The organism is Nonomuraea sp. H19 (assembly GCF_052068215.1).
Classification (GTDB): Bacteria; Actinomycetota; Actinomycetes; order Streptosporangiales; family Streptosporangiaceae; genus Nonomuraea.
This window is the reverse complement of the sequence record NZ_JBQHCV010000024.1, coordinates 171676-196435: the sequence shown is the minus strand read 5'-3', so window position 1 is coordinate 196435 and position 24760 is coordinate 171676. Positions and strand designations below refer to the sequence as shown.

The 24760-nt window shown below is 69.7% G+C and carries 24 protein-coding genes and 2 pseudogenes; 17 read left to right on the top strand and 9 right to left on the bottom strand.

The genetic code is table 11. The annotated features are described in order from the left end of the window. Positions 1-460: pseudogene (locus ACTMTI_RS41570) on the bottom strand (RNA-guided endonuclease TnpB family protein); the annotation flags it as partial. Between the two features lie 190 nt (positions 461-650). Here ACTMTI_RS41570 and ACTMTI_RS41565 point away from each other — a divergent pair. Beyond that, on the top strand, positions 651-1172 hold the full coding sequence (locus tag ACTMTI_RS41565; RefSeq protein ID WP_441126287.1) for a BMP family ABC transporter substrate-binding protein: 522 nt from the start codon (positions 651-653) through the stop codon (positions 1170-1172). Then, complete coding sequence (locus tag ACTMTI_RS41560) at positions 1172-1420, top strand: hypothetical protein (RefSeq protein ID WP_441126286.1); 249 nt, start codon at positions 1172-1174, stop codon at positions 1418-1420. Before ACTMTI_RS41565 ends, ACTMTI_RS41560 begins: the two co-directional genes overlap by 1 nt. Before the next feature lie 28 nt (positions 1421-1448). On the opposite strand, the gene ACTMTI_RS41555 is transcribed toward ACTMTI_RS41560, so the two are convergent. The 6 genes and pseudogenes from ACTMTI_RS41555 to ACTMTI_RS41530 form a co-directional block, all read right to left on the bottom strand. Then, positions 1449-2258 carry a sigma-70 family RNA polymerase sigma factor gene (locus ACTMTI_RS41555; protein ID WP_441126285.1) on the bottom strand — a complete coding sequence of 270 codons (810 nt, stop codon included), beginning with the start codon at positions 2256-2258 and terminating at the stop codon, positions 1449-1451. A 159-nt stretch (positions 2259-2417) separates the two neighbouring features. Continuing rightward, positions 2418-2474: pseudogene (locus tag ACTMTI_RS41550) on the bottom strand (hypothetical protein); the annotation flags it as partial. 72 nt (positions 2475-2546) lie between these two features. Beyond that, positions 2547-2693, bottom strand: a complete 147-nt coding sequence (locus ACTMTI_RS41545) for an alpha/beta hydrolase fold domain-containing protein (RefSeq protein ID WP_441126284.1) — start codon at positions 2691-2693, stop codon at positions 2547-2549. Next, entirely contained in the window at positions 2690-2965 is a 276-nt protein-coding gene (locus ACTMTI_RS41540; protein WP_441126283.1) for a hypothetical protein, read from the bottom strand. Before ACTMTI_RS41540 ends, ACTMTI_RS41545 begins: the two co-directional genes overlap by 4 nt. A 554-nt stretch (positions 2966-3519) precedes the next feature. Next, a complete protein-coding gene (locus tag ACTMTI_RS41535) occupies positions 3520-6312 on the bottom strand; it encodes a helix-turn-helix transcriptional regulator (protein WP_441126282.1) in 2793 nt (930 codons plus the stop codon). A gap of 888 nt (positions 6313-7200) precedes the next feature. Beyond that, entirely contained in the window at positions 7201-7458 is a 258-nt protein-coding gene (locus ACTMTI_RS41530; protein ID WP_441126281.1) for a helix-turn-helix domain-containing protein, read from the bottom strand. Between the two features lie 381 nt (positions 7459-7839). On the opposite strand from ACTMTI_RS41530, the gene ACTMTI_RS41525 reads away from it, so the two are divergent. The 13 genes from ACTMTI_RS41525 (at position 7840) to ACTMTI_RS41465 (ending at position 18984) form a co-directional block, all read left to right on the top strand. Further along, the gene (locus ACTMTI_RS41525) at positions 7840-8802 is read left to right on the top strand and encodes an alpha/beta hydrolase (protein ID WP_441126280.1); all 963 of its coding nucleotides are present in this window, start codon (positions 7840-7842) and stop codon (positions 8800-8802) included. Continuing rightward, on the top strand, positions 8799-9518 hold the full coding sequence (locus ACTMTI_RS41520; RefSeq protein WP_441126279.1) for an alpha/beta fold hydrolase: 720 nt from the start codon (positions 8799-8801) through the stop codon (positions 9516-9518). Before ACTMTI_RS41525 ends, ACTMTI_RS41520 begins: the two co-directional genes overlap by 4 nt. A 7-nt stretch (positions 9519-9525) precedes the next feature. Next, the gene (locus ACTMTI_RS41515) at positions 9526-10260 is read left to right on the top strand and encodes an alpha/beta fold hydrolase (protein WP_441126278.1); all 735 of its coding nucleotides are present in this window, start codon (positions 9526-9528) and stop codon (positions 10258-10260) included. 196 nt (positions 10261-10456) lie between these two features. Next, positions 10457-10669 carry a hypothetical protein gene (locus tag ACTMTI_RS41510; RefSeq protein ID WP_441126277.1) on the top strand — a complete coding sequence of 71 codons (213 nt, stop codon included), beginning with the start codon at positions 10457-10459 and terminating at the stop codon, positions 10667-10669. Next, complete coding sequence (locus ACTMTI_RS41505; protein WP_441126276.1) at positions 10666-11514, top strand: FAD-binding oxidoreductase; 849 nt, start codon at positions 10666-10668, stop codon at positions 11512-11514. The genes ACTMTI_RS41510 and ACTMTI_RS41505 overlap by 4 nt, the downstream gene beginning before the upstream one ends. Beyond that, positions 11433-11969, top strand: coding sequence for a hypothetical protein (locus ACTMTI_RS41500; protein WP_441126275.1), 537 nt, complete (start codon positions 11433-11435; stop codon positions 11967-11969). Before ACTMTI_RS41505 ends, ACTMTI_RS41500 begins: the two co-directional genes overlap by 82 nt. Then, positions 11927-12517 (top strand): STAS domain-containing protein, encoded by a 591-nt coding sequence (locus ACTMTI_RS41495; protein ID WP_441126296.1) that lies wholly within the window; start codon positions 11927-11929, stop codon positions 12515-12517. Before ACTMTI_RS41500 ends, ACTMTI_RS41495 begins: the two co-directional genes overlap by 43 nt. Next, positions 12399-12689, top strand: coding sequence for a WhiB family transcriptional regulator (locus ACTMTI_RS41490; RefSeq protein WP_441126295.1), 291 nt, complete (start codon positions 12399-12401; stop codon positions 12687-12689). Before ACTMTI_RS41495 ends, ACTMTI_RS41490 begins: the two co-directional genes overlap by 119 nt. 93 nt (positions 12690-12782) lie before the next feature. Next, the gene (locus tag ACTMTI_RS41485) at positions 12783-13352 is read left to right on the top strand and encodes a TetR/AcrR family transcriptional regulator (RefSeq protein WP_441126274.1); all 570 of its coding nucleotides are present in this window, start codon (positions 12783-12785) and stop codon (positions 13350-13352) included. A 492-nt stretch (positions 13353-13844) separates the two neighbouring features. Beyond that, complete coding sequence (locus tag ACTMTI_RS41480) at positions 13845-14546, top strand: SDR family oxidoreductase (protein WP_441126273.1); 702 nt, start codon at positions 13845-13847, stop codon at positions 14544-14546. Positions 14547-14576: 30 nt separating this feature from the next. Next, on the top strand, positions 14577-15611 hold the full coding sequence (locus tag ACTMTI_RS41475; RefSeq protein ID WP_441126272.1) for an alpha/beta fold hydrolase: 1035 nt from the start codon (positions 14577-14579) through the stop codon (positions 15609-15611). A gap of 375 nt (positions 15612-15986) precedes the next feature. Continuing rightward, the gene (locus ACTMTI_RS41470) at positions 15987-16961 is read left to right on the top strand and encodes an NmrA family NAD(P)-binding protein (RefSeq protein WP_441126271.1); all 975 of its coding nucleotides are present in this window, start codon (positions 15987-15989) and stop codon (positions 16959-16961) included. A 328-nt stretch (positions 16962-17289) separates the two neighbouring features. Then, positions 17290-18984 carry a DEAD/DEAH box helicase gene (locus ACTMTI_RS41465; protein WP_441126270.1) on the top strand — a complete coding sequence of 565 codons (1695 nt, stop codon included), beginning with the start codon at positions 17290-17292 and terminating at the stop codon, positions 18982-18984. Positions 18985-19035: 51 nt separating this feature from the next. Here ACTMTI_RS41465 and ACTMTI_RS41460 read toward each other — a convergent pair whose 3' ends face one another. Next, positions 19036-19656, bottom strand: coding sequence for an L-threonylcarbamoyladenylate synthase (locus ACTMTI_RS41460; RefSeq protein ID WP_441126269.1), 621 nt, complete (start codon positions 19654-19656; stop codon positions 19036-19038). 203 nt (positions 19657-19859) lie between these two features. On the opposite strand from ACTMTI_RS41460, the gene ACTMTI_RS41455 reads away from it, so the two are divergent. Together ACTMTI_RS41455 and ACTMTI_RS41450 are read left to right on the top strand one after the other, a co-directional pair. Next, positions 19860-22511 carry an AAA family ATPase gene (locus ACTMTI_RS41455; protein ID WP_441126268.1) on the top strand — a complete coding sequence of 884 codons (2652 nt, stop codon included), beginning with the start codon at positions 19860-19862 and terminating at the stop codon, positions 22509-22511. A gap of 87 nt (positions 22512-22598) precedes the next feature. Then, complete coding sequence (locus ACTMTI_RS41450) at positions 22599-23525, top strand: esterase/lipase family protein (protein WP_441126267.1); 927 nt, start codon at positions 22599-22601, stop codon at positions 23523-23525. Positions 23526-23773: 248 nt separating this feature from the next. Here the strand turns inward: ACTMTI_RS41450 and ACTMTI_RS41445 are convergent, their stop codons facing one another. Continuing rightward, positions 23774-24754 carry an aldo/keto reductase gene (locus tag ACTMTI_RS41445; protein WP_441126266.1) on the bottom strand — a complete coding sequence of 327 codons (981 nt, stop codon included), beginning with the start codon at positions 24752-24754 and terminating at the stop codon, positions 23774-23776. Positions 24755-24760 lie beyond the last annotated feature (6 nt).

Here is a 24760-nt window from a genome sequence, read left to right as displayed (position 1 = left end):
CCAGCTGGGCATCAGAGCCGGTGAAGGCAATGTTCTTGACCCGGCCGGTCACGGTCCAGATCGAGATCGTCCGGGCGTGGTGGTCGAAGGACAGGCACCGGTCGTCGAACGGCTGAGCGGCCGTGGAGCAGAAGCGGATCGGCTTGCCCTCGATCTTCGCCCGCCGGGTGGTGCCGGGCGGGCCGTAGTTCCCGGCGTTGAGGTTGGCGCGCAGCGCGGTGTAGGCGTCGGCCACCTTTTTGATCACGTGCTGGGCGGCCTGGGCACCCAGCCCATCGGCCCGGAGCCGGCCGTACACGTGTTTGCGGAGGGCATATTCGCGCCGCGCGCCGGTGGTGTGCGCGACCGTGGAGGTGAGGTTGGCGGCGTGGTTGCAGGCACGCAGGGTAGCCTCCAGCGCCGCCGCCTGCTCAGGTGTCGCCAGTAGCCTCACCTGCACCACCGGTTTCACATCGAACATACTAGCGTGTGACCCATGTCACTGTCCTGGGAACCGAACCCCGATATCCGGCGCGGACGGAGCGTCGTCCACAGCCTCCACGCGCACGTGGTCACCACACCCAAGTATCGTCGCGGGGTGTTCCCCTGAGCGAGACCTGTGACGCTGGCGTTCCGCACTTGATCACCGGTGTGGTGACCACGGATGCACCGTGCCCGATGCTCTCCCAGGCCGTGAGAGCGGGAAAATCCCACCGATCGTCGCCGTGGCCAAGCAGTTCGAGGCAGGCGCCAAGCACGCCAGGCCCGACATCGCCGTGCTGCCGCCGCAGTACACCGGCGACTTCGACGACGTGGCCAAGGCCAAGCAGGCCGTGACCGCCGACGCGGGCGCGGGCGGCGACGTCTTCTATCAGATCCGCAACAGCGGTCTGCAGGGCATGCTCCAGGGCGCCAAGGAGACCGGCACCAAGGTGCTCGGCGGCCCGCTCGTCCAGGAGTGCTCCACCGACGCCGCGTTCGCCGGGTTCACCAAATCCGACATCGGCTTCGCCACCGAGTACGGAGTGAAGCAGCTGGTCGCCGGCACCTGGAAGGCCGAGGCCAAGCTGTTCGGCCTCGCCTCCGGCACCGGCGCCTCCGGCATCGTGCTCTGCGGAGCGGACGCGACCGTCACCGCCAAGATCGACCAGATCCGCACGGACCTGACCGCCGAAAAGATCAAGGCGAGCTGATGACAGCCCGCCCGCTGACGGCCGCGGCCGTCGCCGAGCAGGTCCGGACCGGCGGCCTCGCCCCGATGGACCTGGTCGAGGAGTTTCTCGCGCACGCGTCCCGCGTTGAGCCCGAGATCCATGCCTTCTGCACCCTCGACGAAGGCTACGGCCAAGTGATCGGCGACGGCGCGGTGTTCCCGGACATCGAACACCCGGCTCGCCTGGCGGTGTTCGACTGCCCTGAACGCGCCATCGACCTCCGCTGATCCATGCAGGTCGTCCGGCCGGCCGTCATCAAGCACACCAGCAGGCGGCCTCGAGCAGACTCGGCGTGGTTTCGCGGCCGGCAGCGCGGCGCGTACGCCGCGACGAACCGCGCGACTCCCGATTGATGCCGATCAGCCGACGCGGCGCCGCCCCTCTGATGCCGTTGCCGTCGGAGGAGCTGACGACGTCCGCGGCGAAGAGGTCTTCCAAAGCCGTCACGTTCCCCTCCTGGGCGGCGTCGAGGAAGGTCGACAGGAGGCGCCGGTGCTCGCCGGTGTCGATCGGCTCACGCTGGGTGGTGTTCAGGTGCTTGCGGGCCCGGCTCACCAGCTGGCGGACGTTGGCCGGGCTGAGCTGAATGATCTCGGCGATCTGCTCGTAGGGGTAGACGAAGGCCTCACGGAGGACATAAGCGGCCCGCTGGGCCGGGGTGAGCTTCTCGAGCAGCAGCAGCAAAGCGAGTTCGAGCGCCTCGCCCCGCTCGGCTCGGACGGCGGGGTCGGCGCTGGTATCGATGGGCTCGGGCAGCCAGGGGCCGATGTAGGTCTCACGGCGGGCCCGGGCGGACTGCGCGGCGTTGAGGGACAGCCGCGTCGCGATCAGGGTCAGGAACGCCGCCGGGTTGGCGATGGTCGAGCGTTCGGTGTTCTGCCACCGCAGCCACGTCTCCTGGACGATGTCCTCGGCCTCCGTCGAGCTGGCGAGCATCCGGTAGGCGATGCCGAAGAGGCGCGGACGCACTTCGACGAAGGTGACGGCGGCCTGGTCGAGTGAAGTCGTCTGGTCTCGCCCTTCAAGATGCATGCTCACTCGCGCCTCCGTGGTGGTGGTGCTCATGCGTTGTCCTTTCCGATGTTCAGGGCGTTCTTGAGAACCGCGATCGCCTGGGCGACGGCGGGCCCGCACGACATGGGTGCCGCTGACGGGGTTGAGCATCATGAAGTCGTGGGGCGTGCCGATGTGGCGGACGCTGGTGGTGGGGACGCATGCCTTTGCGAGGCGGCGGGCGCAGGCCTCGCTCTCGTCGCGGAGTACGTCGTTCTCGTCGGCGATGACGAACGCGGGCGGCAGACCGGCCAGGTCGTGAAGGGTGGCGCGCTAGATTTCCTTTCGCGCCGCCCGCCGTCAGGAACCGGGCGGCGGCGTACGCCTGCTCGATCGCGAGCGGGTCTCGGGCGAGCGGTCGTACGCCACGGAGGCGACGGCGGTGTGCGCGCCGACGGCCAGTTCTCGGACGAGCCGGTCGTGGGTGCCGGCGTCGCCGGTGATCACCGTGCCGACCTGTCGATATCGGACATGGGGACCGGGGTGGCCTGGAGGTCGTCCAGGACCTTGCGGGTGCCCGCGGGCCCCAGCTCGTACAGGAACGGGGGCTTGGACGTGGCGTCGGCGATCTCCCGCGCCGCGGGCTCGAGGACATGACTGCTCATGGCGTCTTTCCTTCCTTCGGTGGTGGCCGGGGCGTCGGACCGGCCGGAGTCGTGGACCGGCTGCTCGCGGAAGCCGGTCTTTCTCCGCTCGACCCGCAGGTGGACGCCCGTCACCGACACCACATACTGTGGCCGGGCAGGTGCCGCGGTCGCATCAGGGAGATGCCTGGCCCGGGTCCCCAGGGAGGAGCCGGTCCGCCCGGGATTCACGGGCCGGTCGGGCCGCTCGGGACGCGGACGGACTCCTTGCAACCGTCGAGCGACGAACCTCCGTGATCGGAGTTCACCTTCGGCGCGTCATCACCAAAGGGGACATCAACTCAGGGTGGACCCGGCCTCGAAGCCGCCCCTGGACGCCGCGAGACCCGCGGCTGCCACAACCGCTCCGACCACCCAGACCTCGGCGAGTCCCTGCGGGTCGACCTCGTGGGGTCGGGACCGGGCGAGATCGAATACGAGAAGATCCCGCCGACATCGCCTGCCTCATGCGCGAGGTCTCCACGGCGGGCAAGCTCGTCGAACAGCCGCGGTCTCCAACCCGCAGCGGCTCGGGCGGCGGCACCGCTTCCTGGTGCTCCAAACGGGCCGCCGGTACCGCGTGGCCGGAATCCGTACCGGCGGCACCTCAGGGAGGGGCATGCGCGGGCAGCGGCGCCGCGGCGGGTGGGTCAGAGGATGTCTTCGAGCTGGTGGCGCGAGGTGACGCCGAGTTTCGTGAAGACCTTGCGCAGGTGGTATTCGACGGTGCGGGGGCTGACGTACAGGCGTGCGGCGATCTCCTTGTTGGTCAGGCGGGCGCGGGCCAGCCTGGCGATCTGCGCCTCCTGCGGGGTGAGTTGCTCCGTGGTCTCGATGTTCCGCTTCCGGGCGGTCTCCCCGGTGGCCTGGAGCTCGCGTGCGGCCCGGTCGGCGAAGGCCTTCATGCCGATCTCGGTGAACAGGTCGAAGGCGGTGCGGAGGTTCTCGCGGGCCTCGATGCGGCGGCGTTCGCGGCGGAGCCATTCGCCGTAGAGCAGGTGGGCGCGGGCGAGGTCGACGCGCATTCGGGTGCGGCCGAGCCGGTCGATCGCCTCGCGGTAGAGGCGATCGGCCTCCTCGCCTTCGCAGAGCAGCGCCCGGCAGCGGGCCTCGAGGCCGAGGCCCCAGTCCGCGCCGCCCGCCCGGGTGGATCGGGAGAGCCGTTCCAGCGTACGGGAGGCCAGTTCGTGCCGGCCGGTACGCGCCGCGGCCTCGATGAGTTCGAGGGGCGCCCATTGGACTCCGCAGCCGCTCGGCGCCCGATGGTCCACGCTGGCCTGCAGAACGGCTTCCAGAGCCTTTTCGTACTGGCCGAGCCCGTTGTAGAGGACGGACCGGACCCAATGGCTGATCTCCAGCGTCCTCCCCTCCCCGCGGACCGCTCCTTCCTTCGCGATGACCTCCGCGAGGTGCTCGGTCTCCTCCTCATCTCCCCGCCACGCCGCGAGGCCGAGGTCGCCACCCGTCTGCACCATCGCTCCGGAGGTGGTCCAGACGTCGGCGGCGACCGCGTTCGCCTTCGCCTCCTCGTTCTGGGTCTCGGCCTCCGCCAGGTCGCCCTCGAAAAGAAGCATCATCGTGGACATGCTGAGCACCAGGGGCAGCAGCGCGAGCGCGCCGGAGTCGCGGATCAGGCGGAGGTAGTACCGGGTCAGTTCGAGACTGGCCTCGTCGTCCCACAGGCCCATGACGGAGAAGTTGATGAACCAGAGCCACCGGAGCTGTTCGGCGGGGGCGGTCTCCTCGCTCATGATGGCGTCCACGGCACGCCGCAGGGCTGGTTCGGCCGTCAGGGTGTCCCGCGTGTAGGACAGGGAGAGGGCTTCGAGGACGAGATCCGTGGCGCGGGGCGCGCCGGGCGCGGGGGGCGCTTCACGGGTGGCCGCCGCGACCTCGGTGATGCCGTTCCAGTCGGGCAGGACGCCGATCGCCACGAGCAGCGCCTGCAGATAGGTGTCGCGGGACAGGTTGATGTCGAGTGGTTCGAGCTGCTTGGCGGCCTTGAGCAGGATCGCCGGAGCGGAGGTGCCGCGGTTCGAGGTCAGGGCGATCTCGGCGCGCAGGGATTCGGCCTTGGCACGGCGCAGTCGGTCCGGCGGCCCGGCCTCGGCCGCCGCCAGCAGCGCCAGTGCGGACTCGGGCGCGCCGGCCAGGTGCTTGGCCCTGGCGGCGTCGAGCGCGCGTTCGGCCCGGCGCCCAGGATCGGGGGTGAGCCCGACCGCCCGCTCCAGGAAGGCCGCGGCGGCGGCCAGACCGCCGCGGGCCTGGGCGCGCCCGGCCGAGTGTTCGAGCTCGGCGGCGATGCCCTCGTCGGGGTGGGCGGCGCTGTGGGCGCGGTGCCAGGCCCGTCGGTCCGGGTCGGTGGCGGCGTCGGTCGCCTCCGCCAGCGCTCCGTGGGCCTGTCGGCGCTCCCTCGGAACGGCCGCGTTGTACACCGCGGAGCGGACGAGTGGATGCCGGAAACGCACCCGGTCGCTGAAGTCAATCAGTTCGTCGGCCTCGTCGACCGCCGTGGTGTCGACGCCGAGCACGCCGGCGGCGCGCCACAGCAGAGCCGGATCGCCGAGGGGTTCGGCGGCGGCCAGCAGCAGCATCATCCGGCTGTCGGCCGGCAGGCCGTTCAGCCGGCGCTGGAAGCCGTCCTCGAGGCGGCCCGACAGCGACTGCCCGGTCGCCGCCGCCACGAATCCGCCCGCGGACGCGGCGCGGGGGAGTTCGAGCAGGGCGAGCGGGTTGCCGCGCGACTCGAACAGGATCCGGTCGCGCACCTCCTCGTCCAGCGGCCCGGGGACCACCCGGTTGACGAGTGTCCGCGCGTCGGCGTCCCGCAGTCCGCCGACCTCCATCACGGGCAGGCCCGGCAACACGTCGGTCTCGCCGGAATCACGGACGGCGAAGACACAGGCCACGCTTTCGGCCATGAGGCGGCGGGCCACGAAGGTGAGGACCTGCGCCGAGGCGCGGTCGAGCCACTGGGCGTCGTCGATCACGCACACGAGCGGACGCTCGTCGGCGGCCTGGGCCAGGAGATTGAGTACGGCGAGGCTGATGAGGAACTGGTCGGGAGCGGGACCGGCGCGCATCCCGAACGCTGTCCCGAGCGCGTCGTGCTGGGGTCCGGGCAGGGAATCGAGGAGGTCCAGCATCGGTACGCACAACTGGTGGACGGCGGCGAAGGGCAGTTCCATCTCCGACTGGACCCCTGTCGCGGCTACGACCCGGCACCCAGAGGACTTCGCGACAAGGTGGTCCAGCAGCGCCGACTTGCCGACTCCGGCCTCGCCGCGCAGCACCAGCACCCGGCTCTCGCCGCCGCGGACGTCCGCGAGCAGCCGGTCGAGCGTCTCGCACTCCGCCTCTCTGCCCACCAGCCACCCCGGCCGCAGGGCTCCGCTCGCCCCGGTCGCGGACCACCCACCCCCAAGATCATACTTTTCGGACATTCCCGCCACATCTTCCGCACCGCGCATCACCGGTGGTACCGGGACCCGAACTGTCATCTAATGCAATATCTCATTCGGACGGCCTGATCAACGAACCGGCCGGAAAGCGCCGAGTCGCTGCCGCAGTGAGTCCGCCATGCGCTGCGGCAGGCACTCAAGGTGTTGGGGGCGATGATCAGTACACGCGTTCTGCGTGGCCCGGCAGGGGATGGCGGGTTCGATCCTGGTGGCCGCTAGTCGATCATCATGGTGTTCCGGGGGCGAGCATCTCGTAGATGCGGCGGAACAAGCCGTATGGCTGGTAGCCACAGCACGTATGGGAACGCGGTCTTGCCGACGCCGGCCTCGCCGGAGACGGCCGGCGCGCCGCTGTGACCGTCGCGGGCACGGTCCACCAGCACGTCCAGCTCCGCCAACTCGCGATGCCGTCTCAGCGGCGGCGCGGTCTCGGTGTCACCTTCGCTGGGATTTGCCGATGCATGGCGTCTTTAGCGCGCCAAATCCTATCTGTGACATTGGCGGTGCATGAGCGGCGACACGGGCCGCGGGTCTTCGGGCGGCGGAGTTTCAGAGCGCGGCAGGAACAGCTGCTCGGCGACCTGCCGGTACCAACCGGGCCACCTTGACTCCGCCGCAGTCAACCCCACCGGCTTTCCTCCACACTGTCACCGGGCCGGTGCGCCCGGCGCAGGCCGCATCATGTGCGGCGCTCGACCCGTCGTACAGGTCGAGTGCGGTGTCCAGGCGATCCCGCGGTGCGAGATCGCCGTACGCGCCGAGAGCCCGGCCCGCATCCTCGGCCGCCGAAGCGTGGACCAGCGGCCGTTCGGCGTCCTTGACCAGCTTGACGGCATGCAGCAGGAGGTCGGGGTCGTCGACGACTCCGCATCACTTCCCTGTACGACGGACCGTCCGGGCGGGCGGCGGTTCGATCAGGTCGTCCATCGCGCAGTCGAGGATGTCCAGCAACGCCATCAGCGTGCGGAGGCTCAGCCGCTCCGGCTTGCCGACCACGAGCCGGTACACCTGGCTCGGCGACAGGTCGACACCGCGAGCGGCCAGCAGGGGACGCAGCTCCGTGGTGGAGGACATGCCGCGCTCCGCCATGACCTCGCGAAGACGCCAGCCATAGTCCAGATCGGCCATTGCCCGTCAGTTCCTTCCTCTTCTGCCCACACGGAGAGGCGCTGCGAGACCGGGTGCGAGCGCATGCGGGACAGGGTCCACCCGCCCGCGCCGCGTTCGCATCCGTGACGTCCCTAGCGTGACCGCCGCGCCATGAGGAGACGACCGGTTGGCCCGCGTAAATCCGGACATCGACCAGCGGCTGCTGGACGGCTTGCTCCCAGCACTCATGAGGAATTTTCGCGGGGCTGTCACAAGCCCGAAGGCTGTCGGGTCTTAGCTGGCGACCGGTTGGCGGCGACGGCGGCCACCGGTAAGGCTCGCCATCTTTCGCCATCGATCCGGACGAGGCAGCACATGCATCCGCCGGCCGTCACCCGCCACGAACCAAGAAAGAACATTATGAGCAGGCATTTTCTGGAGCCAGCGGCGCAGGAGTTCGCCGACGCGACCGCCAAGCCCCCGTTCCTGTACGAGCTAGGGCCCGACGGCGCCCGCAAGGTGCTGGACGACCTCCAAACCGCCCCGGTCGGCAAGCCGGACGTGGAGGAGAAGTGGATCACCGTGCCGGCCGAGGCCGGCGACGTGCGGGTACGCATCGTCAAGCCCACCGGGACGACGGCCGCGCTGCCCGCCGTCCTGTACGTCCACGGCGGCGGCTGGATCCTCGGCGACGCCGGCACCCACGACCGGCTCGTCCGCGAACTCGCCGTCGGGGCGAACGCGGCGGTCGTCTTCGTCGAGTACGACCGCTCGCCCGAGGCGCGTTACCCGGTGGCCATCGAGCAGGCCTACGCCACCGCGCGGTGGATCACCCGGCACGGCGCGGACGAGGGGCTGGACACCTCCCGGCTGGCGGTCGCCGGGGACTCGGTCGGCGGCAACATGACCGCCGCGCTGACCATCCTGGCCAAGCGGCGCGGCGACGTCGCCTTCGTACACCAGTCGCTGTACTACCCGGTCACCGACGCCGCCCAGGACACCGCCAGCTACCGCGAGTTCGCCGACGGCCCCCACCTGACCGCCAAGGCGATGGCCTGGTTCTGGGACGCGTACACCACCGACCCCGCCCAGCGCGCGGAGATCACCGCCTCACCGCTGCGCGCCACCCTTGATGATCTCAAAGGCCTACCGCCCGCGTTCGTCATCGTGGACGAGAACGACGTGCTGCGCGACGAGGGCGAGGCCTACGCCCGCAAGCTCACCGCGGTCGGCGTCCCGACCACCAGCGTCCGTTACAACGGCACCCTGCACGACTTCATGATGCTCAACCCGCTGCGCGACACCCACGCCGCGCGCGCCGCCACCGCCCAGGCCATCGAGGTCCTCAAAACCGCCCTGAACACCGGAAAGGCCAACTCATGAACGAGCAGCCCGTCATCGTCCTGGTCCACGGCGCCTTCGCCGAGTCCGCGAGCTGGAACCGCGTCATCCAGCGCCTGCACAGCCGTGGGTTGCCGGCCGTCGCCGTGGCCAACCCGCTGCGCAGCGTGGAAGGCGACGCCACCTACGTGCGCGACGTGATCGCCGGCCTCGGCCGCCCGGTCATCCTGGTCGGCCACTCCTACGGCGGCATGGTGATCACCCAGGCCGCGGCCGGCAACCCGAACGTCCGCGCCCTGGTCTACGTCGCCGCCTTCGCCCCCGAACCCGGCGAGAACGCGTTCCTGCTGTCCGGCAAGTTCGAAGGCAGCACCCTGGCCGGCGCGCTGGTCGCCTACCCGGTCGCCTCCGGCGGCAACGAGTTCCGCATCGCCGCGGACAAGTTCCACCACCAGTTCTGCGCCGACCTCGATGCCGGCGAGGCCGCGCTGATGGCGCCGACCCAGCGGCCGGTGACCGAGCGCGCCCTGACCGACGCCCTGACGGCGGACGAGCCAGCCTGGCGCGCCACACCGTCCTGGTTCGTCCACGGCGAGCGTGACCTCAACATCCCGGCCGCGGCACTGCGCTTCATGGCCGAACGCGCCGGCTCCCGCGGAACCCGGGAGATTCCCGGCGCCTCGCACGCGCTCGCGGCGTCCCAGCCTGACGCCGTGACCGCCGTCATCCTCGATGCCGCCGACCACGCGCAGGAGTGACACCCCCATGCCCGCGATCCTCATCCACGGCGTCCCCGACACCCACCGCGTCTGGGAGGGCGTCCGCCGGCACCTGACGCGTGGCGATGTGGAAGCCTGGGACCTGCCGGGCTTCGGCGCTCCACGTCCGGACGGCTTCGGCAGCACCAAGGAGGAGTACGCCGACTGGCTGATCGGCCGTCTGGAGGGGATCGGCGAGCCGGTCGACCTGGTCGGCCACGACTGGGGCGGCATCCTCACCGCCCGGGTCGCGTCCCTGCGTCCCGACCTGGTACGCACCTGGGCCGGCGGCAACGGCCCGATCAGCGCCCGGTACGTCTGGCATCCGCTGGCCAAGATCTGGCAGGACCCGGTCGAGGGGGACCGTTTCATGGCCGGGCTGACGCCGCAGGGCTTCGCCAACGATCTGATCACCGGCTTCGAGGTGCCCGCCCACCTGGCCGAGGAGATGGTGCGGCACGTGGACGCGCCGATGAAGGACAGCATTCTCAAGCTCTACCGCTCCGCGGTGCGGATGGGCAGCGAGTGGGAACCCGAGCTGGCGAAGCTGACCGCGCCCGGCCTCGTGTTCTGGGGCGCACGCGACCCCGCCTGCCAGGTCGAGTTCGCCGACGAACTGGGCCGGGCCATCCGCGCGGAACACGTGATCAAGCTGGACTGCAACCACTGGCCGGTGCTGCAGCGGCCGGTGCAGGTCGCCGCCGTCCTCGAAGAGCACTGGCAACGCCACCAAGCCGCCTGATCCGGCGGACCCAGGGGCCGGCAGCCGCGCCGATGAGACCCATCCGGCACCCGGCTCGCCTGCCGGCCCCTCGCGCCTCATTCGCCCGGTGAGGCGAACCATCTATCGCAAGCACGGTCGGAGGAAAGACGAGCCGTCCCGGCCTCCGCCCACGGACCTGTCGATCCGCCATGAAACGAACCAGAAAGCTGCAACTGTGACAGACCACGGACACCCCTTGAACCTCAAGCCCGAAGCCGACGGGCAGGACGCCGACCGGACCACGACCGAGATGTCTGCCGCAGGAACCGTTTCGCTGTGGCCGGGCAGCCGCGCGACCCGGACGCTCGCCATCACCGGCCACTCCCGCAACATCCCCCCGGACAAGTGGTTCGCCGCCCTCCGTGAGCGGGGGGACCAGCGACTATGACGCCGAACCTGTCCACGGCTCCGCCCGAACTGGAAGGCAAGATCGTCACTCCCGGGGACCCGCGGTATCTCCTGCTGTGCTCCACGTACACGACAGTGGCCGAGCCCGCGGTCGTCCTGCTTCCCGAGAGCACGGCCGAGGTGGTCGCCGCGCTGCGCTTCGCCCGCGATCGGGACCTGCCCCTGACCGTGCGCAGCGGAGGGCACGGCCTGTCCGGGCGCGCCTCCGAAGACGGCGGCGTGGTCATCGACCTGTCGGCGATGAACCGCGTCGAAGTGCTCGACCGGCGCACCCGGCTCGTCCGGGTGCAGGCCGGCGCCCGCTGGGCGACGGTCGCGCAGACGCTCGCGCCGTACGGGCTGGCGATCGGCTCCGGCTACCACGGCAACATCGGCGTCGGCGGCCTGGCCACCGCAGGCGGCATCGGCTGGCTGGTCCGCCACTACGGACTGACCATCGACCACATCCGCGCCGCCGATGTCGTCCTGGCCGACGGGACGACGGTGCGCGCCGACGCCGAGCACGAGCCGGACCTGCTGTGGGCGGTTCGCGGTGCCGGCTCGGGGGCCGGCATCGTGGTGGCGTTCGAGATCGAGGCGATGGAGTTGCGTGACGTCGGGTACGCGCAGATCGCCGTGGAGATCAAGCGGGACGGCCGAGCGCTGCGGCAGTGGGCCGACCACATGGCGTCCGCCGCGCGCGAGCTGACCAGCGCCGTCACCCTGCAGTCCCACGGCTCCGCCCTGGTCGCTCCATCATCGCCGTGGTCGCCGACACAGGCCGGCATCACCTGCGGACGGCGGTCGAACCACTGCTCCGCATCGGCACCAGGCTGCTCGACCTGAACGTGCAGCTCGCTCCGTACCACGCCCTGGTCTCCACCACTCACCTGTACCCCAACACCGGGCAGCAGCACAGCACCACCACCAATGGCCTGCTCGCGGCCATGACCGACGACGACGCGGCGGCGATCATGGCGGCCGCGACCGTGCCTCATCAGCCCTCGATCCGGCTGCGCTCCGTGGGCGGGGCGGTCAACGACGTGCCCACCGGCGCGACCGCGTACGCGCACCGGCATCAGAACACGCTGGTCGTCGCCTCGGCGTTTCCTCCGCAACGCGGCGCGGAGCTCGACGCGGCCTGGCAGTCGCTGGCCGGACGGTTCGACGGAGCCTACACCGGCTTCGAGAGCCGCCCCGGCCCCGGCGCCTTCGCGCGGATTTACCCCGGTGCGACCGGTGAGCGGGTCATCGGCCTCTGGAACCGCTACGACCCGGACGGGATCTTCCGTGCCTTCTGAAGCCGGGGTCCTCGACTCTCCGCCGCCCCGGAGACCGAGCAACAGACGCCGACACGAAAGGTTCATGGTGCGCGCATGGTCGCCGCCCTGCAACTCGAGCTCCCGGCCGATCCCGCGAGAGCCTCACCACGTCGCTGACGCTGAGGCATCAGCACCTTTCCGGCACGAGCCTGATCGCGGTCGGCGGTGAGATCGACCTCGCCGACAGCGGCCGACTGGCCCGCTACGTCAACCGCGTCCGCCGGCCCGGCGACCATGTGGTCTTCGATCTGACCGAGGTGTCCTTCCTGGACTGCTCGGGCCTGCGGGTCTTGATATCCAGCGCCCGGCGGGCCGCCCGCCGACGACGCGGGCGTACGCCTGGCCGGGGTCCGCGGCGCCTCATACTGACCCATCGTCCACGAGGTGGAGATCATGCCCATTCATCAGATTCACCAGTACCGGGAGCCCCGATCCCCGCTGCGCTGGACCGCCCGCGCCGCCTGCCAGGACGCGGACCCCGGCCTGTTCTTCCCGATCACGTGGGACGACCATCCCGGTCAACGTGAGGAGCAGGCACGGCGCATCTGCCAGACCTGCCCCGTACAAGCGGCCTGCCTCGACTGGGCCCTGCGCACCGGCGAACCGGACGGCATGTGGGGCGGCACCACTCCGGAAGAGCGCCGCCGGTTACGCGCCCGTCAAAGGTTTCCCGGCGAACAGGAAACAGGTCCTTCGTGAAGATCGTGGTTATCGGTGCGACCAGGCCCGGCCCCGGCACACCTTGGAAACCGATCGGTTTTCATTTCGTCCGAATCGAGTTAACCTCGCACTATGACCACCGAAGTGAAGCCAAGTCCTAGAGAGCGGCTGCTGGAGGCGGCGGCCAGGCTGACCTACCGAGACGGTGTCGGCATCGGCGTGGAGGCGTTGTGCAAGGCGGCGGGGGTGTCGAAGCGCTCCATGTACCAGCTGTTCGAGAGCAAGGACGAACTGCTGGCAGCGAGCCTGGCGGAGCGCGCCGCTGCCTTCGTGGCCGGGCTCCTGCCTGCGGCGGACGATGGCCGTTCGCCCCGCGAGCGGATCATGCACGTCTTCGGGCAGGTGGAGTCGCAGTCGGTTGCGCCCGAGTTCCGAGGCTGCCAGTACCTGGCTGTTCAGATCGAGCTCAAGGATCAGAACCACCCTGCGAGCCGGGTGGCGCACCGGGTCAAGGCGAACCTGATGGCCTTTTTCCGTGCCGAGGCCGAACAGGGTGGCGCGAGCGACCCGGACCTGCTGGCCCGGCAGCTCAGCCTGGTCTTCGACGGCGCCAGCGCCCGTGCGGGGATCGGAGCCGACAACCTGACAGGGCTCATCGCACCTACCGTGGTCACCCTGCTCGATGCGGCAGGCATGCGCTGACGCATCGCCTTTCGGGCAGGCTCGGTGACCAGGGCCGAGCCCTGGGGTTCCTTGTGAGAATCTGCTGAACGCAGCCGGTGACGCGGCCCGGATTCGTCTTGATGCTCGCACTTGCAGCTGGAAACCGATCGGTTTCTCAATGAGTCCGGCGTCATCTCGCCCGGGGCGATCCTTGTCGTCCGCACCAGCCGCCAGGCACGGTTCGCGCAGCCAGGCCGCGTCGATCGCCGGCGGGCTCGCGACGTCACCCGCCGCACGCCGGGCGAGCGCGGCCTGCACCGACGGACGTGCGGCCGGCTTCCCGGAAGCCTGAGATCCGCCGACTTCACCTCGCCACCGCGCGTCGTGATCATCCGGCACTCCCGGTGAGTCTCGTTCTCAAACTCACATGATCGCTGTGGGGTGGGAAGCAAGACTCGCCGATTTGCATGAAGAAACCGATCGGTTTACGGTGGGATGAAACCGATCGGTTTCTCATTTCTGGAGGTAGTCGTGACAGCGATCAAGGGCGCCAACGTCTTCGTCACCGGAGGCAGCCGGGGTATCGGCAAGGTGCTGGTCGAGGAGCTCTACGCGCGCGGTGCCGGCAAGGTCTACGCCACGGCCCGTGACCCGCGCTCGGTGACACACCCCGATGCCGTCCCGCTGGCGCTCGAGGTCACTGACCCGGCATCCGTGGCAGCCGCCGCCGAGCAGGCCCAGGACGTCACCATCCTGATCAACAACGCCGGCGCCTCCGTCGGCGCCTCCTACCTCGACTCCCCGATGGACGACGTGCGCCGGGATCTGGAGACCAACTTCTACGGGCCGCTGCTGGTCACCCGGGCCCTCGCTCCGATCATCGAGCGCAACGGCGGGGGCCACATCCTCAACGTCCACTCCGCCCTGTCGTGGCTGGCCGACGGCACGCCCTACAGCGCCTCCAAGGCCGCCCTGTGGTCGCAGACCAACTCTCTGCGCCTGGAGCTGCAGCCGCGCGACATCGCGGTGACCGGGCTTCACATGGCCTACGTGGACACCGACATGACGTCGGGTATCGACGCGCCCAAGGCCGACCCCCGCGACATCGCCGTGGCCGCGCTCGACGGCATCGAGGCTGGGGCGCACGAGGTGCTGGCCGACGACACCACCCGTTGGGTCAAGTCGCAGCTGTCCGCCGACCTGGAAGCCATGTACGCCCAGCTGAAGAAGTAGCACGCACTCACGTATTCCAAGGAGATCCTTGTGGAAAGCTCGCTCACCCACCGCTTCGTGGACGTGAACGGGGTCAGGCTGCACATCGCCGAGCAGGGGCAGGGGCCGCTGGTCCTGCTGCTGCACGGCTGGCCGGAGAGCTGGTACTCCTGGCGCCACCAGTTCGGGGCGCTGGCGGCGGCCGGGTACCGGGTCGTCGCCCCTGACCAGCGCGGCTACGCCCGCAGCGAGCAGCCGCCGGACGTCACGTCGTACACCCTGCTCCACCTCGTCGGCGACGTGACCGCCCTGATCGAGGAACTGGGGGAGGAGCAGGCGGTCGTCGTGGGTCACGACTGGGGCGCACCCGTTGCCTGGACCGCGGCGATGCTGCGCCCGGACAAGGTCCGCGCGGTGGCCGGGCTCAGTATTCCGCCCATTCTGCCGGGCGGGATGGTCCCGCCCTCGATCACCCGCACCCAGTACGGCGAGGGCTTCTACCAGGTTTACTTCCAGCAGCCGGGAGTCGCTGACGCGGAGTTCGCCAAGGACATCCCGGACTCCTTGCGCCGTCTCCTGGTCGGTGCCTCGGGCGACAACCCGCTCGGCAGGGAGCCCCGCCCGTTGGTCGTACCCGACGGTCTGGGCCTCCTGGACACCATGCCGGAGTCGCCCGCTCTCCCTGCCTGGCTGACGGAGGAGGACATTCAGGCGTACGCCGAGGACTTCGCCCTGCACGGCGAGCAGGCCTTCACCGGAGCCTTCAACTGGTACCGGAACATCGAACGCAACAACGAACTGCTCGCGCCTTTCCGGGGGCTCGGGATCGACGTCCCCGCGCTGTACGTGGTGGGAGACCGCGACATGGTCACCTCGTTGCGTGGCCCGGACGGGGGCAGCTCGCTGAGCGAAATTTTCCGTGGCCAGGGCGGATCGGGAAACCCGCTGAGCGCTGTCGCGCCTCAACTGCACGGCCCGGTGGTGCTGCCGGGCTGCGGGCACTGGACACAGCAGGAGCGCCCCGCCGAGGTCAACGCCGCACTCCTCGACTTCCTCGCCCGCATCGACGGCCCCGCGCCCCGATGAGGCTACGCAGAATCCGCCTGACCGGCACCGTTCGGATAGAGCAGAGCCCACGGCTCATGCGCAGGTGACCATCGAGCTCAACGACTTCGCCTTCATCGACCGGCTTCGGCGGGAATGGTCACCCGGCTACGAGCTGCCAGATGCGGGGGAGCGTTCGGTGCTCAGGCAAGCCCTCCGAGGACCAGGCGTCCTGACCAAGACCCTGGACTGCCGCCGCGCTGAGCGACGGCATGGACGCCAATAACGGCTTCCAGCGGACCGCCGTACCCCGTGCAGGGCACTCCTTGCCACCCCAAGCAGCCCAAGACGGTCGCCGACCACCTCCTGGGCTTTCTGAAACAGCTGACTCACCCCAACCAGGCAGAGGACACATTGATGCCAGAGCGCAACCCCATCCTGATCACCGGTGCCGCCGGCGAAATCGGTGGTGTGAGCCGAACGATGGTCGACATGCTGCTTGAACAAGGGCACCCGGTGCGCGCGTTCGTGCGGCAGGACGACGAACGCGCCCACTCGCTCCGCCAGGCAGGGGCCGAGGTCTTCGTCGGTGACCTGCTCAACATCGCCGACGTGACCGCCGCGCTGAAGGGCTGCCGCCGCATCTACTTCAGCATGAGCCTGTCGCCGTACTACACCGACGCCGTCAGCCTGATGGCCGCGGCGGCGCGGGCCCAGGGCGACATCGAGGTCTTCGTCAACATCTCCGAGTACGAACAGTCGTTCATGACGTTCGAGGAGATGACAGCGCCAGAGGAAGAACGGCGTTCACGGCTCGGCGGACTCGTCACGCAGTGGTCGCCGCAGCAACGGGCCCACTGGATCGCCGAGCAGGTGCTGGACTGGTCCGGCATCCCGACCGTCAACGTGCGGGCGGCCATGTTCGTCGAGAACCCCCTCCTGACCTGGCTGGCGCTGGGTCCGCTGAGCAACGGTGAACTGCGCCTGCCCTTCGGCCACCAGCGGCTCGCGCCCATCGCAGGCTACGACGTGGCGGAGCTGTGCGCGAAGATCCTGGCCGACCCGGCGCCGCACATCTCGAAGTCCTACGAGCTCACCGGCCCGGAACTGAAGGACATGCACGGGTTCGCGGAGGACTACGGGGCCGCGCTGGGACGCCAGGTCGTCTACGTTCCCGAAGAGATCGAAACCTGGAACGAGACCTACGTGGACAGCGCCATGGCCGCGTTTCCGCACATCGCGGAACACCTGAAGACCCTGACCCGGCTGATGGGCCGCGGGGGGTACGGCGGCGTCACCGACCAGCTGGAAACCCTGCTCGGGCGCCCGCCGAAGACCGTGCGGTGGGCGCTGGAGAACCATCCGCGCATCCGGAAGCTGGCCTCCGCCTAAGCCGCCCTGGCCGCCCAGCACGGCGCCGGTCGTCTCGGCGTATTCCTCGATGAGGCCGGGCCGGGACGAGAAACCCGTCATCCGTGGACCTGCCGCAGGGCTTGGGAGATGGCCCCTCTGCAAGGATAGGGCTGCCGTATTGCGTACGGTGGACGGAGACGGCTGCCGTGTTCGGCGGGGACTGGTCCGCACCCGGACGCTCCCGCACCGGCCTGTCGCCGGGCAGCATGTACAGGGATCGGGGGCTTGGGTGCATCGAAGCCCTTCCCAGGGGATGACCGGCAGAAGGGGTGTCGAGGTAGGTGCGGGAGCTCATGAGGAGTCGGCGATGACCATGAACGAAACCGGCGGGGAAGCCACCTTCGCCGATCTGAGGCTCCGATCTGAGCTCCTGGACGTGCTGTCGGCTCTGGGTTACGAAGAGCCGACTCCGATCCAGAGAGAGGCGATCCCCCCGTTGGTGGAGGGGCGTGATCTGCTCGGGCAGGCGGCGACGGGCACGGGGAAGACCGCGGCGTTCGCGTTGCCCGTGCTTCAGCGAATGCCCCACCCCGGCGGTGGTGCCGGGCCTGTGACGCTGGTGCTTGTGCCCACGCGTGAGCTGGCCATCCAAGTTTCGGAGGCGTTCCACCGGTACGGCCGCATACTGGGTACCCGCGTCTTGCCGATCTATGGCGGAGCGCCCATCGGCCGGCAATTGCAGGCGCTCAAGCGCGGGGTGGACGTCGTGGTCGCGACACCGGGACGGGCCCTCGATCACATCGGCAGGGGAACGCTCGACCTGGAGGGGCTGCGCACCGTCGTGCTGGACGAGGCAGACGAGATGCTCGACATGGGGTTCGCCGACGACATCGAGGCGATACTCGCGGCGACCCCCGAAAGTCGCCAGACCGTGCTGTTCTCCGCGACGCTTCCGCCGCGCATCGATGGAATCGCCCGCCGCCATCTGCACGACCCGGTACGGATAGAGATGGGGCACACGGCAGCAGAGGGCCGCCAGACGACCCCGCTGGTGGAGCAGAGCGCGTACATGGTCGCCAGGGCGCACAAACCCGCAGCGCTCGGCCGCCTTCTCGACATCGAGGCGCCGACAGCCGCGATCATCTTCTGCCGCACCCGTGACGAGGTCGACCAGCTCACGGAAACCATGAACGGGCGCGGCCACCGTGCCGAGGCCCTGCACGGCGGGATGGAGCAGGAGCAACGCGACCGGGTGATGTCACGACTGCGGGCCGGGACCGCCGACCTGCTCATTGCGACCGACGTGGCCGCGCGAGGCCTCGACATCGAACAACTCAGCCACGTCGTCAACTACAACGTGCCGTCCGCGCCCGAGGCGTACGTCCACCGCATCGGCAGGGTAGGCCGCGCCGGCCGCGAAGGGGTGGCTCTGACCCTGGTGGAGCCGCGCGAGCACCGCATGCTCAAGGCGATAGAGCGGGTGACCAAGCAGCGGATCCCGGTGGAGAGGCTGCCGACCGTCGCCGACCTCCAGACGCGCCGGATGGAACTGACCCGTGCCGCGCTGGAGGAATCCCTCCTGGAGGACGACCTGGAGCCCTTCCGCGTCGTGGTGGAGTCGCTCACCGATGAGTTCGACCTCATGGAAGTGGCGCTCGCCGCCGTCAAGCTGACGCACGAGTCCAGTGGGGCTGCGCTCGACGAGCAGGAGATTCCCGAGGTGGTCCCGCGGACCGTGGAGAAGCGGCGTGGGCAGCGGGAGGCGGCCTCGGACGGCGAGCGATACGCTCGCGCCCCGGCGGGTGGAATGACACGCCTCTTCTTCAGCCTCGGGCGCAATGCAGGAGTCCGGCCGCAGGACCTGGTCGGCGCGATCGCCGGCGAGTCGAGCCTGAGCGGGCGCGACATCGGCGCGATCGAGATCGCCGACCGGTACTCGCTGGTGGAGGTGCCGCAGGCGGCAGTCGACGAGGTGATCGCCGCCCTCCGGCGAACCACGATCAAGGGAAGGAGACCGACCATCCGCCGCGAGCGTGACACACGCGGCGGACGAACACGATGATGCGGCCGCCGCGCCGCGGTACCTCTCCCGGCTTTGGCTGACACCGATCACCTACTCGAAGCGGGACGGGTCTCCGGCGCCTCTGCGAAGAATCTCGGGTTCGTCCTGCGAGAAGTCGATGACCGTGGTCGGCACGGCGCCGCACTCGCCGGAGTCGATCACAGCATCCACCACGTAGTCGAGTCTTTCCTTGATCTCCCAGCCCTGCGTCATGGGCTCGGCCTCGTCGGGCAGCAGCAGGGTGCTCGACAGCAGCGGTTCGCCGAGCTCGGTCAGCAACGCCTGCGTGACGATGTGATCGGGGATCCGCACGCCGACCGTCTTCTTCCTGGGATGCAGCAACCGCCGCGGCACCTCCTTCGTCGCAGGCAGGATGAACGTGTAGCTGCCGGGAGTCGCCGCCTTGATCGAGCGGAACAGCGCGTTGTTCACGTGCACGAACTGGCCGAACTGAGCAAAATCCCTGCAAACCAGGGTGAAGTGATGCTCGCCACCGAGCTGGCGGATCTCCCTGATCCGGTCGATGCCCTCCTTGTTGCCCAGCCGGCACCCCAACGCGAAGCACGAGTCCGTCGGGTACGCGATCAGCCCGTCCGCGTGGAGGAGATCGACCACCTGACGGATCATCCGGGGTTGCGGGTTGTCCGGATGCACATCGAAGTACTTTGCCATGCATGCGAGCTTAGAAGCGAATACTCCGGCCCTGGTACGCGACTTGCGAAGGCTGCACCGGCACCGAAACTCGGACCGCGCGCCGTACGTCGATGGGGGTCGGCCTGTCCGTGGACGGGGGATCGGCGGCCCGCGTTGGATGACTGCTCGCGGGGGACACCTGACTCCCACCTTGACGACCTTCTGGCTCCATACTGGATGTCGTGCTTGGGCGGCTCGATGAGCAGCGGGAGATCGATTGCGTGCTCGGCCGTGCCGAGGCCGGCCTCAGCGGCGCCCTGTTCGTCACCGGAGACGCGGGCATCGGCAAGTCGGCGCTGCTCGACTACGCGGAGTCCCAGGCAACCGGCTGGCGAGTGCTGCGGACGCGGGGGGTGGAGTCGGAGGCGGCCATCCCCTTCGGCGCGCTTCAGGTGCTGCTCCGCCCGGCGCTGAGTCGCATCGACAAGCTCCCTGCCGGTCAGGCGATCGCGTTACGCAGCGCCTGCCGGTTGGCCACGTCGGCGGCAGGCGACCGCTTCCTCGTCGGTCTGGCCGCGCTGACCTTGCTGTCGGAGCTGGGTGACGAGCCGATCCTGTGCTTGATCGACGACACCCAGTGGATGGATCGCACCTCGCTGGAAGCGCTGACGTTCGCGGCCAGGCGGCTGCACGCCGAGGGCATTGCCATGATCTTCGCCGGTCGCGGTGGCGGGCCCGCGTACGGCATCGCGGAGCTGGCGTTGGACGGGCTCGGCGAAGAGGCGGCGGCCGCGCTGCTGGAGGAGGATCTGCCGCCCCAGGTACGCCGCAGGATCATCGCCGAGGCGCACGGCAACCCCCTGGCCCTGCTGGAACTGTCGGCGCAGCTCACGCCGCGCCAGCGAGAGGGCCGATTAGGCGCGTTACCGTCCTACGTCGACGCCGGGGCACCGGCACGCGGGGTCCAGCGGGCCTTCCGCGAGCAGATCATCGGGCTTCCCGAGGCCACCCAGACCGTCCTGCTGATCGTCGCCGCCGATGACACCGGGGAGCTGGGTGTGCTGCTGCGAGCGGCGAAGCGGCTCGGCTGCGACGCGGCGGACTTGGCGGCGGCTGAGCGCGCCACCATGATCCACGTGACGGCCGACGGTGCGGTGAGCTTCCGGCATCCCTTGATCCGAAGCGCCGCCTATCACGCCGCGCCCTACTTCCGCCGCCAGGCCGCGCACCTCGCCCTGGCCGAGGTTCTGGACGACAGTCACGCCGATCGGCGAGCGTGGCACCGCGCGGCCGGCAGACCTGCGCCCGACGAGTGCCTCAGCCAGGAATTGGCGAGCGTAGCCGTACGGGCAAAGCTCCAGCAGGATGTCGCGGCCGCCTCCGCCGCGTTCGAGCGGGCCGCGGAGTTCACCGCCGTGCCCAGCCGGCGTACCGAACTGCTGTTGTCCGCCGCCGAGCAGGCGATGCACGCCGGGCAGCTCCCGCGCGCAGAACGGCTGGCCGCACGCGTCGAGGACACGGCGGACCCGGCCCGGCTGGCGCGAGTCAACGCCTGGACCTCTGGCGAACGTGGCGATCCGTGTCACGCGGCCCGCAGCCTTGTAGAGGGGGCCCGCAGTGTGGCCGACCCGGAGGTGGCAGGGCAGCTGCTGTGCGACGCGGTCCGCGCCGCCTCCCTCGGCGGGAACGCGACGATCGCTCGTGAGGCCGAGGCTGCCCTGCGTGCTCTCGCGCGGCCTGCCCCCGGAATGCTGCGCGTCCAGGCGCGCGGCATGGCCACGGTCACCCGGCTCATCGAGGGCGACCCGGTCACGAACCTGGCCAACCTGCGTACGGCGGCCGTCCAGCTCGCCACCAGCCCGGTCATGCTCCCGCTGGCCAGTTCGCTGAGTCTCATGGCCGGCGAGGAGCGTACGGCTCGCGACCTGGCCGCGCGGTTCGTGGCCCGCTGCCGTGACGGCGGGTGGATCGGCGTGCTGCCAGACGCGCTGGTCTTGCTGGCCCAGGCCCAGATGCTGGGTGATCAGCACGCGGAGGCGACCGCGGCGGCACAGGAGGCGCTGGCCATCTCGTGTGACACCCACCAGCAGCATCGGGTCGGCCAGATCAGCGGTGTGCTCGCCTGGCTGGCCGCAGTTCGCGGTGACGCCCAGTCCTGTCTTGATCTGGCTGCGCGGGCAAGCCGGGATGTGCCTGCCGTCCAGGCGATCGCCGCATGGGCCGTTGGCCTCCATCACCTGGCCGCCTGCCAGTGGGAGCAAGCCCGCGTGCACCTCATGGAGGTGCCGGCCACGCACGCCATTGTGGGCTTGTTCGCGGCACCCGACCTGGTCGAAGCAGCGGTCCGGAGCGGACGGCCCGCCGAGAAGGCGGCCCGAGGATTCGAGGAATGGGCCGCGGCGGTGAATCGGCCCTGGGCGACCTCCGCCGCCGCGCGCCTCAAGGCCATCACGGCGAACCGCCGGACTCACTTCGAGGACGCGCTGAGCGTCGCGGCGGATCAGCCGTTCCACACGGCCCGTACGCACCTGCTCTATGGCGAGTGGCTCAGGCGGGAACGCCGCCGTGGTGACGCCCGCCGACAGCTCGGGATGGCCCTGGAACTGTTCGACCAGCTAGGTGCCGGTGCGTGGCGGGCACGGGCGAGCGCGGAGCTGCAGGCCACTGGTGTCACCGCGCCGCCGGCTGGGGGCCGGCGGGCGGAGTTCCTGACCCCGCAGGAACGGCAGGTCGCGCTGCTGGCAGCCGAGGGACTGTCCAACCGGCAGATCGGCTCGCGGCTGTTCCTCAGCCCTCGCACGGTGGGCCACCACCTGTCGAATGCGTTCCGCAAGCTGGGGATCGCCTCACGCGAGGAGCTGGCCGGAGTGATGACGGATATGGCGCCCCGGTAGCGCCCGCGGATATAGGTCATGCCGGCGGATGCGAGCATGATCGTCAGCGGAGTACCGTGCAGCCACCCCCCACTGAACGGAGTGCGCATGCACAAGCTCCACAGACTCGGCATCGCCCTCATTCTCGCCATCGTCACCGTCGCCGTCACCGGACAACCCGCGCACGCCGCTCCCGCCAGGGCCGACGGGAAACGAATCACCCTGCTGGTCCACGGCTTCGATCGGGAGGCCGACCCCAACTGCGCCGGCGGCTGGAAGTCCGCCAAGGATCTGCTGACCGCCAACGGCTGGACCAGTGTCTACACATTCGGCTACTACACCGGCGCCACCAACTGCGACGTGAAGGTGGACGGCACCACCGACACACGCATCCAGGAAGTCGGCCGCCAGCTCGCTTGGACGGTCTATTACTTCTGGTCCGGCCAAGGAGTCGCGATCGACATCATGGCCCACTCGATGGGCGGGCTCGTCTCTCGGGCTGCGATCGAGGGAGTCCGCAGATACGGCGCCGCCGCGTCCGCCCTCGACCTGCCCCAGGTCAGCTCACTGGCCGACGTGGGCACCGCCGCGTGGCCCAGCGGCTGGCCGCCGTACCTGTACATCGAGGACATCGTGACCCTCGGCACCCCGCACAAGGGGATCGACGGCATTCTCGAGGGGTGTGCGCTCACGCACGAACAGTGCAGCGACATGCGCGGGGGGAGCGGCTTCCTGTCCTGGCTCGGCGGACTGAAGTCCTCCGAGATGGGCACCGACTACACCCTGCTCGGCTCGGCCCATGACAACACGGTCGACGGCGACTCGGCGGTGAAGAACTGGGACAGCGACGTCAGCCATGCTGCTGTGTACTACAAGGCCTCCGACGGTGACACCATCAGCCACAGCGAGATGCGCACGGAGAAGGACACGGCGTTCGACGCCGTCTGGCGCAACCTGGACGACCGCGGCACCGGTTGGTACAACCCGCCACTCGTCCAGGGCATGTATGGCCTCTACAACCACATGCTCTACTAGAGCGACGACCCGTACGGATCAGTGAGCATGGCCGGCCGGGATACGCCCCTCCTGCCCGGCCGGCCACAACCTCTCTGCACGCTTGTGCCCGGGCGGCAGGACGGATGTCGAATGTCCCTCCCGACGCGGGACACCGGACCCTCACCGCAGGGACAGCCCACGGTGGATTCTCGTTCCTGCCACCCGGTGCGACCAGCGCTGAGGGTTTGTGGCCCCGGCCTTCTTCAAGAGTGCAGCGGCGCCGACGGTCACCGGTCGATGCTGGCCATGTTCGCCTCGTCATGGCGCTCGCCCGCGGCCGGCGTGAGGTTGTTCAAGCGGTCGAGCTGAGCGGCGCTGAGTTCGATGCCGTCGGCGGCGGTGTTTTCTTCGACGCGCGAGACCCGCCGGGTTCCGGGGATCGGGGCGATGTCGTCGCCGCGGGTCAGCAGCCACGCCAGCGCCGTCTGTGCCGGGGTGGCTCCGATCTCGGCGCCGATGGCCTGCACTTCGTCGACGATGCGCAGGTTGCGCTGGAAGTTCTCGCCGGTGAAGCGCGGGTTGGTCTTGCGCCAGTCGTCATCGGTGAAGTCCTCGACGGTGCGGATCTGCCCGGTCAGCAGGCCGTGGCCGAGCGGGGAGTAGGGCACGAACCCGATGCCGAGCTCGCGCAGCAGCGGGAGGATCTCGGCCTCGACGTCGCGGGTCCAGAGTGAGTATTCCGTCTGGAGCGCGGCCACCGGATGCACGGTGTGTGCCCGGCGGATCGTCTCGGGGCCGGCCTCCGAGAGTGCGATGTGGCGCACCTTGCCTTCGGCGACCAGCTCGGCCAGCGCGCCGATGGTCTCCTCAATGGGCGTGTTCGGGTCGACGCGGTGCTGGTAGTAGAGGTCGATGTGGTCGGTGCCGAGCCGCTTGAGCGAGCCTTCGACGGCGGCCTTCACGTTGGCGGCGCTGCTGTCGATCACGCCGGGGCCGCCGCCGGAGTGGGAGACCAGGCCGAACTTCGTCGCCACGACAACGTCGTCGCGCCGGCCCTGGATGGCCTTGCCGACGATCTCCTCGCTGTGGAAGGGGCCGTAGATCTCGGCGGTGTCGATGTGGGTGACCCCGAGGTCCAGCGCCCGGTGGATGGTGCGGATCGACTCGGCGTCATCGAGCCCCCCGCCCGTGGTGTAGATGCCGGCCATGGTCATTGCTCCCAGACCGATGCGGGAGACATCAAGCCCACCCAGTGATACGTGCTTCATCAGGTA